This is a genomic window from Pseudomonas sp. GW821-FHT07B01 (assembly GCF_059419065.1).
Genome location: NZ_JBWKRA010000015.1, coordinates 60,759 through 74,060 on the forward strand (window position 1 = coordinate 60,759; position 13,302 = coordinate 74,060).

Below are 13,302 nucleotides of genomic sequence, written 5' to 3' on the forward strand. Positions count from 1 at the left end.
TCGGTTAAGCGCAGGTCCCCTGTGGGAGCGGGCTTGCTCGCGAAAGCGGTGAATCAGTCAGTACATCTTCAACTGATAGACTGCTTTCGCGAGCAAGCCCGCTCCCACATTGGATCGCATTGCGTTCGCTGTAATGGTCGGTATTGCCCCTCAGATCCGGAAGCTGCCCACCAATTGCTTCAAGCGCGAGGCCTGTTGTTCCAGGTCCGAGCAGGCGCGCAGGGTCGATTGCAGGTTTTCCACCCCTTCCTGGTTGAGGGTGTTGATCTCGGTGATGTCCATATTGATCGACTCCACCACCGAGGTCTGTTCTTCAGTGGCGGTGGCGACCGACTGGTTCATGCCGTCGATCTCGCCAATGCGCTGGGTCACGCTGTTCAGGCGCTCGCCTGCCAGGTTGGCGATTTCCACGCTGTCCAGGCTGTGGCGTTGGCTTTCGCTCATGGTAGTCACCGAGTCCCGGGCACCCACCTGTAGCTCTTCGATCATCGTCTGCACCTGTTGCGCCGACTCCTGAGTGCGATGAGCGAGGTTGCGCACTTCATCGGCCACGACCGCAAAGCCACGCCCGGCTTCCCCGGCGCGCGCCGCTTCGATCGCCGCATTGAGCGCCAGCAGATTAGTTTGCTGGGAAATGCTGGTGATCACTTCAAGGATCTGGCCAATATTCACCGTTTTGCTGTTAAGTGCTTCGATATTGGTGCTTGAGGTGCTGATCATGCTGGATAACTGCGTCATCGCCTTGATATTGCGTTCAACCACCTGCTGGCCGTCTTCGGCCAAGTGCCTGGCATCGCTGGCCTGACTGGAGGCTTGGGCGGCGTTGCGTGCGATCTCCTGGGCCGCGGCCCCCAGTTGGTTGATGGCGGCGGCGACGCTGTTAGTGCGGTTGGCCTGTTCGTCGGAGTTGACCATCGACGAGTTGGAGGCGCTGACCACCCGCAGGGCCACTTCATTGACGTGCTCGGTGGCTGAAGACACTTCGCGAATCGAGGTATGAATGCGCTCGACGAAGCGGTTGAAAGCATTGCCCAGGGTGCCGAATTCATCATTGTTCTGGATGGTCAGGCGGCGGGTCAGGTCGCCTTCACCGTCGGCAATGTCCTGCATGGCTCGGGTCATCAGGTGCAAAGGTTGCAGCAAGACGCGGATCAGCATGCCGAGCAGGGCGATGATGATCACCACCGCGATGATCGTGGCGATCACCGCCGAGGTGCGAAACTCACTGAGCATGGCGAAAGACTTGTCTTTATCCACCGAAACGCCCAGGTACCAGTTTACCGAGGGCAGGCCCTTGATCGGTGTGAACGTCACGATATTGGTCTTGCCGTTGGCTTGCACTTCGCTGAAGTCGCCGCTGATCTTCGGCGTGTCTTTTGGATAAACGTCCGCCAGGGTCTTCATCACCAGGGCTTTATCCGGGTGCACCAGCACTTTGCCGTCGGCGCTGACCAGGAACGCATAACCCATGCCGCCAAAATCCAGCGCGCCGATGTTGTCCACCAGGGTCTGCAGGCTCAGGTCGCCGCCGACTACGCCGATGCTCTGGCCACCCTTGGCGCTGGGCGTGGCGACAGAAATGATCAGTTGCCCGGTCGCCGCGTCGATATAGGGTTCGGTCAGGGTTGAACCGTTGCTGGCCTGGGCGCCCTTGTACCAGGGGCGAACACGCGGATCGAAGCCGTCGGGCATCTTGGTGTCAGGACGAATGGTGAAGGTGCCCTGGCTGTCACCGACGTAGGTGGCCATGAATGACGAGGTCAGCGCTTTCTGTTCCAGCAGGCTGGCGACCACGCTTTGTTCAGGGTTGATGGCGATGTTCTGTGCGGCGTTTTCCACCAGGGCGATACGTCCGGTGAGCCAGGTCTGGATGTTGCTGGCGGTAACGTCGCCCATCTCGTGCAGATAGTTGTTGAGGTCGTCGCGAATCGCGTTGCGCTGCAGATAGTCGTTGTAGAGGGTAAACAACGCAAAGGCGGCGATGACGATAAGGGAGGCTGCAAGCAGGATCTTGTGGCTGAAGCGCAGATTTTTGTTCATGGCTTGAAGGGTCCGCTAAGGTCTTAATATCCGAGGCGCATCCAATGCGGGAGGCGCGAAATGGCAGCGTTAAAAAAGGTGTGGTATTTCTGGTGATAGCTCCGTTGGTCCGTATCGGAATTATCTGACCGTTTTTTAGTCTTTGTCGGGCTTACATCCGTCTATATCGACCTCGCGGCACTAAAGATTAACCATAGGTGACGAAATGCCTGACTCCACACAACTGCTTATCGGTGCAGGCCTTGACGGCCAGCCCATCGCCCAGTCCATGCGCCTGGCCAACCGTCATGGGTTGATCGCCGGCGCCACCGGCACCGGCAAGACCGTCACCTTGCAGCGCCTGGCGGAAGCCTTCAGTGATGCGGGTGTGGCGGTGTTCGCTGCCGACATCAAAGGCGACCTCTGCGGCCTGGGCGCCGCCGCCAACCCCCAGGGCAAAGTGGCCGAGCGCATCGCCGGTATGCCCTTCCTTAATTACACGGCCCAGGCGTACCCGGTCACCCTGTGGGATATCCACGGCCAATCCGGTCATCCGTTGCGCACCACCATCAGTGAAATGGGCCCGCTCTTGCTCGGCAGCCTGTTGGAACTCACCGACAGCCAGCAATCGGCGCTCTATGCGGCGTTCAAAGTAGCCGACCGCGAAGGCCTGTTGCTGCTGGACCTCAAGGACCTCAAGGCACTGCTCAATCACCTGCGCTATCACCCGGAACTGCTGGGCGAAGACGCCGCCTTGATGACCACCGGTTCCAGCCAGGCCTTGTTGCGGCGTTTGGCAGTGCTGGAGCAGCAGGGCGCCGAAGCCCTGTTTGGCGAGCCGGCCCTGCAACTGGAGGATATTTTGCAGCCCGCCAGTGATGGGCGTGGGCGCATCCACCTGCTGGACGCCAGCCGCTTGGTGCATGAAGCGCCGAAGGTCTACGCGACCTTCCTATTGTGGCTGCTGGCAGAGTTGTTTGAACAATTGCCGGAACGCGGCGATGCCGACAAACCGTTGCTGGCGTTGTTTTTCGATGAAGCGCACTTGTTGTTCGCCGATACGCCAAAAGCCTTGCAGGAGCGTCTGGAGCAAGTGGTGCGCCTGATCCGTTCCAAAGGGGTTGGCGTGTACTTCGTCACCCAGTCGCCGAGCGACCTGCCGGATACGGTGCTGGCGCAACTGGGCCTGCGCATCCAGCACGGTTTGCGCGCATTCACCGCCAAAGAGCAGAAATCCCTGCGAGCGGTTGCGGACGGTTTTCGGCCCAACCCGACGTTCGATACCTTGTCAGTGCTTACAGAGTTGGGCACCGGTGAGGCATTGGTGGGAACCTTGCAGGAAAAGGGCACGCCGGAAGTCGTCCAGCGCGTACTGGTTGCTCCCCCGCAATCGCGGATCGGGCCGCTCACCGAAGCCGAACGTAAAGCGTTGGTTGCCAGTTCGCCGCTGTTGGGGCGCTATGACAAGCCGGTGGATCGTGAGTCTGCCTATGAGGTGCTGATGGCCCGCAAGGAGCTTGGGCCTGCTGAGCAGGCTGCTCCGGCCGCCGAAGAGCCGAGCTTCACCGACAAGGCGGGTGCATTCCTGGGGACCACGGCGGGCAAGGCGTTGAAATCAGCCATGCAGCAGGCCGCCAATCAGATGGGGCGCCAGTTGGTGCGGGGGTTGCTGGGTTCGTTGCTGGGCGGCAGCAAACGCAAATAGCGCTTCAGGCTTTGGGCCGGGCATGGGCGGCCAGCCGTTCCAGGGCAGCGCGCAAGCCCGGGTCGTTGATCCCTTCAGCAGTGGCCTGAAGGGTTTCGGCGGCCGTTTCCGACAGGTCCATGGTATGCCCCACTGCGCCTTGCGGCACGGTGGGTGGCTGTACCTTGAACTGAATGCGCGTCAAATTGGCAAATTCGTCGAACGCCATCAACTGGCGCTGCAAGCGCTTCTGTTGGTAGCGCAAGCGGGTGGCCCAATGCCCATCGGTGACAATTAATAGCAGGTTGCCTTCACGCCAGGAGGCGACGTGACAATGTTCCCGGGCGGCCGGCTGCAGTTGGCTTTCCAGCAGGCGTTGCAGATGGCCCAAGCGTTGCGCCTGGCCGAAGATAGCTTTCAGCGGTTTGGCTTCGCGGAGCAACGCGCCGGGGGCGCGGGCTGTGAGAGGGCGAAATGCCATGTTTAGACACCTTAGGTAACAGAGCGGCTATCTTAGCAGAAAGCGCCTGTATGCCCCGAGGCTCTGCGTCGGCAGGGCTTTCTCCGTCAAATCAATAAGTAACTTCTGCGCCTAGTGGGTTGAAGTTCCAGCAAAAGCCCTTATTTTAAACATGCCCTCTCACTATGCCGTGCCTGTCTCAGGGAACAACGCCACTTTCCTCACCCACGATTCCGGGTAGAATGCGCGTTCGCAATGCGGCCGTGAGGGCTGCTCGGGCCACTCACGGTGCGCCCTCCATCCCTATGTGTGGAAGAACCTGCCGATATGTTTGCGCCTTTGTTAAAGAAACTTTTTGGAAGCAAGAATGAGCGCGAAGTCAAACGCATGCTCAAGACGGTGCAGCTGGTCAATGCCTTCGAAGAGCAGATGGTTGCTCTGTCGGACGAGCAATTGCGCGCCAAGACCCAAGAGTTCAAGGCCCGCATAGCCAAAGGTGAAACCCTCGACAAGCTGCTGCCCGAAGCCTTCGCGGTTGCCCGTGAAGCCGGTAAGCGCGTCATGGGCATGCGCCACTTCGACGTCCAGTTGATCGGCGGCATGACCTTGCATGAAGGCATGATTGCCGAAATGCGCACCGGTGAAGGCAAGACCCTGGTGGCAACCCTGGGCGTTTACCTCAACGCACTGTCCGGCAAGGGCGTGCACGTTGTGACGGTGAACGACTACCTGGCTCGCCGGGACGCCAACTGGATGCGCCCGCTGTATGAATTCCTCGGCCTGACCGTCGGCGTGGTAACGCCGTTCCAGCCGCCGGAAGAGAAGCGCGCCGCGTACGCCTGCGACATCACCTATGGCACCAACAACGAATTCGGTTTCGACTACCTGCGCGACAACATGGCGTTCAGCATGGATGAAAAATTCCAGCGTGAACTCAACTTTGCCGTGATCGACGAAGTCGACTCCATCCTCATCGACGAAGCCCGTACCCCGCTGATCATCTCCGGCCAGGCCGAAGACAGCTCGCGCCTGTACACCGAGATCAACAAGTTGATCCCGCGTCTTGAGCAGCACATCGAGGAAGTGGAAGGCGTGGTGACCAAAGAAGGTCACTTCACCATCGACGAGAAGACCCGCCAGGTCGAACTCAACGAAGCCGGTCACCAGTTTGTCGAAGAAATGCTGACCCAGATCGGCGAACTGGCCGAAGGCGAAAGCCTGTACTCGGCGCACAACCTGGGCCTGTTGACCCACGTGTACGCTGGCCTGCGCGCCCACAAGCTGTTCCATCGCAACGTCGAATACATCGTGCAGGACGGCCAGGTGGTACTGGTTGACGAGCACACCGGTCGTACCATGCCCGGTCGTCGTCTGTCCGAAGGCCTGCACCAGGCCATCGAAGCCAAGGAACACCTCAACATCCAGGCCGAAAGCCAGACGTTGGCGTCCACCACCTTCCAGAACTACTTCCGTCTGTACAACAAGCTGTCCGGCATGACCGGTACGGCCGACACCGAAGCGTTCGAATTCCACCAGATCTACAACCTGGCCGTGATGGTCATTCCGCCGAACAAACCGTTGGCGCGTAAAGACTACAACGACCTGGTGTTCCTGACCGCCGAAGAGAAATACGCGGCGATCATCAACGACATCAAGGACGGTATGGCCAAGGGCCGTCCGATCCTGGTGGGTACCGCCACCATCGAGACCTCCGAGCACGTGTCCAACCTGCTCAACAAGGAAGGCATCGAGCACAAGGTACTGAACGCCAAGTTCCACGAAAAAGAAGCCGAGATCATTGCCCAGGCCGGTCGCCCAGGCGCATTGACCATCGCCACCAACATGGCCGGTCGTGGTACCGACATCCTGTTGGGCGGCAACTGGGAAGTGGAAGTGGCCTCGCTCGACAACCCGACGCCTGAGCAGATCGCCCAGATCAAGGCCGACTGGCAGAAGCGTCACCAGGCTGTGCTGGAATCCGGTGGCTTGCAGGTGATCGCGTCCGAGCGTCACGAATCGCGTCGTATCGACAACCAGCTGCGTGGCCGTGCCGGCCGCCAGGGTGATGCCGGTTCCAGCCGTTTCTACCTGTCGCTGGAAGACAGCCTGATGCGTATCTTCGCATCGGACCGGGTGAAGAACTTCATGAAAGCCCTGGGCATGCAGTCCGGTGAGGCGATCGAGCACCGCATGGTGACCAACGCCATCGAGAAGGCCCAGCGCAAAGTAGAAGGCCGTAACTTCGACATTCGCAAGCAACTGCTCGAGTTCGACGACGTCAACAACGAACAGCGTAAAGTGATTTATCACATGCGTAACACGTTGCTGGCCGCCGACAACATTGGCGAGACCATCGCGGATTTCCGTCAGGACGTGCTCAACGCCACTGTCAGCGCCCATATTCCGCCACAATCGTTGCCTGAGCAGTGGGATGTTGCCGGCCTGGAAGCGGCATTGAAGAGCGACTTCGGTGTGGACTTGCCGGTTCAGCAATGGCTGGACGAAGACGACCACCTCTACGAAGAAACCCTGCGCGAAAAACTGATGGCCGAGCTGCTGGCGGCGTACAACGAGAAAGAAGAGCAAGCGAGTGCCGAAGCACTGCGCACCTTCGAGAAACAGATCGTATTGCGCGTGCTGGATGACCTGTGGAAAGACCACCTGTCGACCATGGACCACCTGCGCCACGGTATCCACCTGCGTGGCTACGCCCAGAAGAACCCGAAGCAGGAGTACAAGCGCGAGTCGTTCACGCTGTTCTCCGAATTGCTGGATTCGATCAAGCGCGATTCGATCCGCGTGCTGTCCCACGTTCAGGTGCGTCGCGAAGACCCGATCGAGGAAGAAGCACGCCTGCGTCAGGAAGCCGAAGCACTGGCGGCGCGCATGCAGTTCCAGCATGACGAAGCGCCGGGCCTGGATGAGCCTGAAGCATTGGGTGAAGAGGTCGATGTGGCCCTGGCCCAGACCCCGGTTCGCAATGACCAGAAGCTGGGCCGCAACGAGCTGTGCTACTGCGGTTCGGGCAAGAAATTCAAACACTGCCACGGCCAGATCGAATAAGATTTTCGCCTGACGCTGCAACACCCCGCGCCGCGACCGGCCTTTGCCGTCGCGGCGTTTTGCCATTAATTCCCACCGTCGATAGCGACGGCACAGACATCACCTATTTTTGAGGAGCGCATTCATGGCTGTTGGTCTTGGTCCTTTGCCCACGTTGCACCCGGTTGCCGGTTTTGAACTCGGTATCGCTTCGGCGGGCATCAAGCGCCCGGGGCGCAAGGATGTGGTGGTGATGCGTTGTGCGGAAGGCTCGACCGTGGCGGGCGTGTTCACCCTCAATGCCTTCTGCGCCGCGCCGGTGATTCTGGCCAAGCAGCGCGTGGCCGGGTCGATTCGCTACCTGCTGACCAATACCGGCAACGCCAACGCGGGCACCGGCGAGCCCGGCCTGGTGGCGGCGGCGCGCACCTGCGCCAAGCTGGCCCAGTTGACCGGCGTCGATGCCAGCCAGGTGCTGCCGTACTCCACCGGTGTGATCGGTGAGCCGCTGCCGGTGGAAAAAATCGAAGGCGCCCTGCAAGCCGCGCTCGATGATCTGTCTGTGGATAACTGGGCGGCTGCGGCCACTGGCATCATGACCACCGACACCTTGCCCAAAGGCGCGAGCCGCCAGTTCGTGTATGAGGGCGTGACCATCACCGTCACCGGTATCAGCAAAGGCGCAGGCATGATCCGCCCGAACATGGCCACCATGCTCGGCTATATCGCCACCGACGCCAAAGTTTCCCGTGATGTGCTGCAACGCCTGATGCTGGACGGCGCCAACAAGTCGTTCAATCGCATCACCATCGACGGTGACACCTCCACCAACGACTGCTGCATGCTGATCGCCACCGGCCAGGCCAACCTGCCGGAAATCACCTCCACCGAAGGTCCATTGTTCGCGGCGTTGAAACAGGCAGTGTTTGAAGTGTGCATGGACGTGGCCCAGGCCATCGTGCGTGACGGCGAGGGCGCGACCAAGTTCGTCACGGTTGAAGTCAACGGTGGCGGCAACCATCAGGAATGCCTGGATGTGGGCTACACCGTGGCGCACTCGCCGCTGATCAAGACCGCGCTGTTTGCTTCGGACCCGAACTGGGGCCGTATCCTCGCGGCCGTCGGCCGTGCTGGCGTGCCGGACCTGGACGTGAGCAAGATCGACGTGTTCCTGGGTGACGTGTGCATCGCCAGCCGTGGCGCCCGCGCCGAAACCTACACCGAAGCCCAGGGCTCGGCGGTGATGCAGCAGGAAGAAATCACCATCCGTATCGAACTGGGTCGTGGTGACTGCAGCGAAACCATCTGGACCACCGACCTGTCCCACGAGTACGTGAAGATCAACGCGGAATACCGTACCTGATACCAAGAGGAAACTGGCGGTGAAACGAGTACATGTAGCAGCAGCGGTGATCCGCGGTGTCGATGGCAGGATCCTGCTGGCGCGCCGTGCCGATACTCAGCATCAAGGCGGCCTCTGGGAATTTCCCGGCGGCAAGGTGGAGGCTGATGAGTCGGTTGCCACGGCTTTGTCCCGTGAATTGCAGGAAGAGCTGGGCATCCAGGTCACTACGGCGCGGCCGCTGATCAAGGTGCAACATGACTATCCGGACAAGCAGGTATTGCTGGATGTCTGGGAAGTCTCGGCTTTTACCGGCGAGCCCCATGGCGCTGAAGGGCAGCCGTTGGCGTGGGTGGCACCGCGGGACCTGGTCAACTATGAATTCCCGGCGGCGAATGCGCCGATTGTCGCCGCGGCACGCTTGCCCGCCGAATATCTGATCACCCCTGGCGAGCTGGAAACCCCGACGCTGTTGCGCGGTATCCAGAAGGCTATTGCCGGTGGCATCAAGCTGGTTCAACTGCGTGCGCCCAACGGCTATGACCCCAAATACCGTGACCTGGCGGTAGATGCGGTGGGCCTGTGTGCCGGCAAGGCGCAATTGATGCTCAAGGGGCCGTTCGAGTGGCTGGGGGATTTCCCCGCTGCCGGCTGGCATATGACCTCGGTGCAGTTGCGCAAATACGCCAGTAAGGGTCGCCCACTGCCCAAAGACCGTTGGCTGGCGGCTTCGTGCCACAACGCTGAAGAGCTGGCCCTGGCAGAAATGATGGACGTGGATTTCGTCACCCTGTCGCCGGTGCAGCCGACCCAGACCCATCCGGATGCCCAGCCGTTGGGGTGGGAGCAGGCGCAGCAGTTGATCGCCGGGTTCAGCAAGCCGGTGTTTCTGTTGGGCGGGGTTGGGCCGGCGCAGCGGGAGCAGGCCTGGGAGGCTGGTGCGCAAGGTGTGGCAGGTATTCGAGCGTTCTGGCCGCAGGTGTGATGATCATTCCCACGCTCTGCGTGGGAATGCCTCCTGTGACGCTCTGCGTCACGTTTTGGACGCGGAGCGTCCCTTGATACATTCCCACGCAGAGCGTGGGAACGATCAGGTCAGTGTGGCTTGGCCGCCGCCTGCCACAACACTTCCGCAACACCTTGGCGTTTGGCAATCACCCTTGCCGCCACAAAGAGCAAATCCGACAACCGATTGATGTACGCCAACCCCACACCCTCCAACGGTTCCACCGCATTCAGGTGCTGACAACGGCGTTCGGCGCTGCGCGCCTGGCTGCGGCACACATGGGCTTGAGCGATCAACGCTGAACCGCCAGGCAGGATGAAGTTCTCCAGCGGCCCAACCTCCTCATTCCAGCGGTCAATCGCCGCTTCCAGCCGATCCACTTCTGCGGCGTTCAATGCCTTGTACACCGGCATGGCCAGCTCACCGCCCAAGTCGAACAGACGGTGCTGGCAAGGTGTGAGCACCTCAATCACATCCTTCAACGCCGGGTGCTTGCCACTTTGTTCTTCAAGGTTGGCCAGCAGCAGGCCAAGTTGGCTGTTCAGCGTATCCACCTCGCCAATCGCTTCCACGCGTGGATGGTCCTTGGGCACGCGGCGGCCGTCGCCGAGGCCGGTCTCGCCTTTGTCGCCGGTACGGGTGTAGATCTTCGACAGGCGAAAGCCCATGGTCAGTGCTCCAGTTGGGTAAGTTCAGTGGGGGGGCAATTGGCTGCCGGCCAAAGGCAGGCGCAAGGTAAAGCAGGTGCCCTGGCCCAGGGTGGAATGCACTTCCATCTGGCCCTTGTGGTTGTTGGTGATGATGAAATACGACACTGACAGCCCAAGCCCGGTACCTTGGCCGATTTCCTTGGTGGTAAAGAACGGTTCGAACGTGCGTTTGCGCACGTTTTCGCTCATGCCGATGCCGTTGTCTTCCACCTGGATTTCCGCCCACGGCGGGTTGAGGCGGGTGCGCAGGATGATGCGCCCCGGCTCGCTGTCGTCCTCGCGCAGGTGAATCGCCTGGGCAGCGTTTTTCAGCAAGTTGAGCAGCACTTGCTCCAGCTCGTTGGCGGTGCCGGGCACCGGGCCCAGTTGCGGATCGAACTGGCGGATGATCGCCTGGCCCTTGAAATCGAAACCGATGGTCAGGTCAAAGTCGTTACCGGCGATGTCCACGGCCTGGTCGATCAGCGCTGGCAAATCACAGGGCGCCATCTGGCGATTGCTGCGGCGGCTGAAGCTGAGCATGTGGGTAACGATTTTCGCGGCACGCGCCCCGGCCTGCTGAATGCCGTCGAGCAGTTGCGGGACTTCGCGGCCTTGCAGGTATCGGTTGACCGTCTCCAGCTCGATGCCCACCTGTTCGGCAAGTTCAAGGTTCTTGGGCAGCTCGGGGGACAGGCGCCGCCGAATGTTCTGCACGTTATGCAGGATCGCGCCCAACGGGTTGTTGATCTCATGGGCCATACCTGCGGCCAGGCCGCCCACGGAGAGCATTTTTTCCGATTGCACCATCATTTCTTCCAGGGACAGGCGCTGGGTGATGTCGTCGATTCGGATCACCACACCGCGCCCGGCGCCGCCCATCAACGGGTAGAACGTCAGCGCATAATGCTTGGGCTCGTCGTCCTTGATCCAGGTGACCCGTTCTATCCGCTCCACTGTGTGCTGCTCCACGGTGGCCTTGATCTGTGGCAGGTACGGCTTGAGCGGCTGGAAGGCCAGGAACACCGGCTGGTTCAGGGCTTCGTCCAGACGCGTACCGGAGAGGGCGGTAGCTTCCTGGTTCCACTGGGTGACATAGAGTTGTTCGTCCAGGGCGATCAGCGCCGAGGGCATCGAGTCAATGATGCTGTTCAGGTAGTTCTGGAAGCCCGTGAGCTTTTTCTCGATCTTGCTGCGTACCTGGACCTCCAGTTCCAGCTTGCGGTTGGTATGCCGGGTTTCTTCGGCCAAACCCTGGGCCTGGTCATACGCGGCCTGGGAGTCGTCGCGCGCGCGTTTGAGTTGCTGCTCGCGGGCTTCGATGCGCGACAACATGGTGTTGAACGCTTCGGCCAGGCTGCCGATTTCATCACGGTTGCCACGCCCGGCGCGTAAAGCGTAGTTCTCCTCGCGGGTCACCTGGCGGGACAGTTCTTCAAGTTCATGAATTGGCCGTGTGATCAGGCGTTTGATCTGCCGGGCGATGACCAGCCACAACAACACACTGAAAATCAGGATGCCCAGGCTGGCGGTCAGCGTGCCGGTATAGAACGCCACCGGCAGCTCACTGCTGGCCACCAGCAACAAATGCCCCGAAGGCTGAGTACCACGGGGCAGGGTGATGACCTGGTTACTTCGAAATTCAGTGAGGCGCCACGCTTCGATATGCCGGTAGTGGTCCGGCAGGTGCAGGCGGTCGCCGTGCTGCATCTGCGCCAGGCGGTTGCCTTCGCCATCGTACAAAGCGGCGGCGCGCAACGGTGAATAGCTGGTCAGCTCATTGAGCAGCGCCTCGGCCTTGGTCGGAGACTCAAGAGCCTCGGCGGCAAGCGCGGGGTTGGACACCAGTCGACCAATGGACTGCAAGGCCTGGGGGGCCATGCTTTCCTGGGAGATCCAGTAGGCGGCGCTGATAAACGTCAGGTTGGCCACCAGCAATACGGTGGTCAACAACACCAGCAGGGCCGCCAGCAGTTTCTGCCCTACCGGTAGATTTTCAAGACGCTGGCGCAATGGCATCAGGGGTTTCCCAGGTGATAGACAGGTAGGCAGGGTAGCGCGTGCCTCAGTCGCTGGCCAATCCGCGTGCGCGCAGATATTCGACCAGGCGCGCTTGCAACTGTTGCAGGTGCGGCAACACCAATTGATGGCGGGCCGCCGCCTGGCAGGCATAGCCCAGCAGGTAGCTGATCTCGGTACGTCGGTGGTTGGCCACGTCCTGGTGCATGGACGAGTAATTGGCCGCCGTGGCCTGGATCACCCGCTGCACTTCGCTGTGCAGGTCCTGTGCGGCAGCAGGCTGGCCGCAGCATTCCAGCAGCTCGGCCAATTCAGCGCACAAGGTTGCCACTTCACACGCGTGGGCTTGCAAACCGCCGTTGCGGCACTGGTAAAGCACGGTCAGCGGGTTGATGGCGCAATTGAGCGCCAGCTTGCGCCACAGGCGCGTGAGGATATCACTGGCCCAATCGTGGGGAATGCCGGCCGCTTGCAGGTCGTCCAGCCACAGCGGTGGCGTGGGGTGGCCCGCATCCCCCAGCCAGGTGTAACCATGGCCGGCAAATACCACCCGCCAGTCGCCTTCGCGAAACGCGCCTTCGGTACTTGAGGCATAGATGCAGCGGGCCAACGGCACTTGTGCAGCCACTGCGTCCTGGCTGCCAAGGCCGTTTTGCAGCAGGATCAGTTCGGCGTCGGGCGCAAGTCTAGGGTGCAACTGGGCGATAGCGCTTTGAGCATCGTAGGCTTTGCACGCGACCAGCAGGCGATGAATCGGCTCCGGGCTGCCAGGCGTTTCACCGACTACCGGGTAAGTCTGTTCCACACCCTGCTCGACCAGGGTCAGCCCTTGGCCGGCTCGATAGTCGGCCAGGCGCGCCTCATTGCGCAGGATCAGCCTGACGGGCACCCCCGCGCGCGCCAGCCGCGTGGCCCAGAGGGTGCCCAGGCTGCCAGCGCCAAGAATATGCCAGGGGGTCGACATCAGTGTGTACTCCATAAGGTCGCCAGCGGTGAACGGCGCGAAAGAACCGCTATAATGCCCCGGCATTTTAGCTCGGG

At 60.9% G+C, this 13,302-nt stretch carries 9 protein-coding genes and 1 pseudogene; 4 read left to right on the forward strand and 6 right to left on the reverse strand.

Annotated elements, in window-relative coordinates; translation table 11 throughout:
* Positions 1–150 precede the first annotated feature (150 nt).
* Entirely contained in the window at positions 151–915 is a 765-nt protein-coding gene (locus AC07S6_RS17655) for a methyl-accepting chemotaxis protein (RefSeq protein WP_370694806.1), read from the reverse strand.
* Positions 916–1,008: 93 nt separating this feature from the next.
* Positions 1,009–2,040 (reverse strand): annotated as a pseudogene (locus tag AC07S6_RS17660) (HAMP domain-containing protein); the annotation flags it as partial.
* Positions 2,041–2,245: 205 nt separating this feature from the next.
* Between AC07S6_RS17660 and AC07S6_RS17665 the strand changes: the two are divergent.
* On the forward strand, positions 2,246–3,724 hold the full coding sequence (locus AC07S6_RS17665) for a helicase HerA-like domain-containing protein (protein ID WP_495112695.1): 1,479 nt from the start codon (positions 2,246–2,248) through the stop codon (positions 3,722–3,724).
* A 4-nt stretch (positions 3,725–3,728) separates the two neighbouring features.
* On the opposite strand, the gene AC07S6_RS17670 is transcribed toward AC07S6_RS17665, so the two are convergent.
* A complete protein-coding gene (locus tag AC07S6_RS17670) occupies positions 3,729–4,184 on the reverse strand; it encodes a DUF721 domain-containing protein (protein ID WP_034128591.1) in 456 nt (151 codons plus the stop codon).
* 306 nt (positions 4,185–4,490) lie between these two features.
* On the opposite strand from AC07S6_RS17670, the gene secA reads away from it, so the two are divergent.
* The 3 genes from secA (at position 4,491) to AC07S6_RS17685 (ending at position 9,532) form a co-directional block, all read left to right on the forward strand.
* Positions 4,491–7,226 carry a preprotein translocase subunit SecA gene (gene secA / locus AC07S6_RS17675; RefSeq protein ID WP_014719726.1) on the forward strand — a complete coding sequence of 912 codons (2,736 nt, stop codon included), beginning with the start codon at positions 4,491–4,493 and terminating at the stop codon, positions 7,224–7,226.
* 124 nt (positions 7,227–7,350) lie between these two features.
* Complete coding sequence (argJ, locus tag AC07S6_RS17680; RefSeq protein ID WP_014719725.1) at positions 7,351–8,568, forward strand: bifunctional glutamate N-acetyltransferase/amino-acid acetyltransferase ArgJ; 1,218 nt, start codon at positions 7,351–7,353, stop codon at positions 8,566–8,568.
* 19 nt (positions 8,569–8,587) lie between these two features.
* Positions 8,588–9,532, forward strand: coding sequence for a Nudix family hydrolase (locus tag AC07S6_RS17685; RefSeq protein WP_495112696.1), 945 nt, complete (start codon positions 8,588–8,590; stop codon positions 9,530–9,532).
* 110 nt (positions 9,533–9,642) lie between these two features.
* Here AC07S6_RS17685 and AC07S6_RS17690 read toward each other — a convergent pair whose 3' ends face one another.
* Genes AC07S6_RS17690 through AC07S6_RS17700 form a run of 3 tightly spaced genes read right to left on the reverse strand, consistent with a single transcriptional unit; the run spans position 9,643 to position 13,225 of the window.
* Positions 9,643–10,221, reverse strand: a complete 579-nt coding sequence (locus AC07S6_RS17690) for a cob(I)yrinic acid a,c-diamide adenosyltransferase (protein WP_495112697.1) — start codon at positions 10,219–10,221, stop codon at positions 9,643–9,645.
* Between the two features lie 24 nt (positions 10,222–10,245).
* The gene (locus AC07S6_RS17695) at positions 10,246–12,261 is read right to left on the reverse strand and encodes a sensor histidine kinase (RefSeq protein WP_495112698.1); all 2,016 of its coding nucleotides are present in this window, start codon (positions 12,259–12,261) and stop codon (positions 10,246–10,248) included.
* Between the two features lie 46 nt (positions 12,262–12,307).
* Positions 12,308–13,225, reverse strand: a complete 918-nt coding sequence (locus tag AC07S6_RS17700; RefSeq protein WP_495112699.1) for a putative 2-dehydropantoate 2-reductase — start codon at positions 13,223–13,225, stop codon at positions 12,308–12,310.
* Between the last annotated feature and the right edge of the window lie 77 nt (positions 13,226–13,302).

Coding starts and splice junctions, on each gene's coding strand:
- AC07S6_RS17655 (WP_370694806.1), bottom strand. CDS start 915: ATGGTCAACTCCGACGAACAGGCCAACCGCACTAACAGCGTCGCCGCC.
- AC07S6_RS17665 (WP_495112695.1), top strand. CDS start 2,246: ATGCCTGACTCCACACAACTGCTTATCGGTGCAGGCCTTGACGGCCAG.
- AC07S6_RS17670 (WP_034128591.1), bottom strand. CDS start 4,184: ATGGCATTTCGCCCTCTCACAGCCCGCGCCCCCGGCGCGTTGCTCCGC.
- secA (WP_014719726.1), top strand. CDS start 4,491: ATGTTTGCGCCTTTGTTAAAGAAACTTTTTGGAAGCAAGAATGAGCGC.
- argJ (WP_014719725.1), top strand. CDS start 7,351: ATGGCTGTTGGTCTTGGTCCTTTGCCCACGTTGCACCCGGTTGCCGGT.
- AC07S6_RS17690 (WP_495112697.1), bottom strand. CDS start 10,221: ATGGGCTTTCGCCTGTCGAAGATCTACACCCGTACCGGCGACAAAGGC.
- AC07S6_RS17695 (WP_495112698.1), bottom strand. CDS start 12,261: ATGCCATTGCGCCAGCGTCTTGAAAATCTACCGGTAGGGCAGAAACTG.
- AC07S6_RS17700 (WP_495112699.1), bottom strand. CDS start 13,225: ATGTCGACCCCCTGGCATATTCTTGGCGCTGGCAGCCTGGGCACCCTC.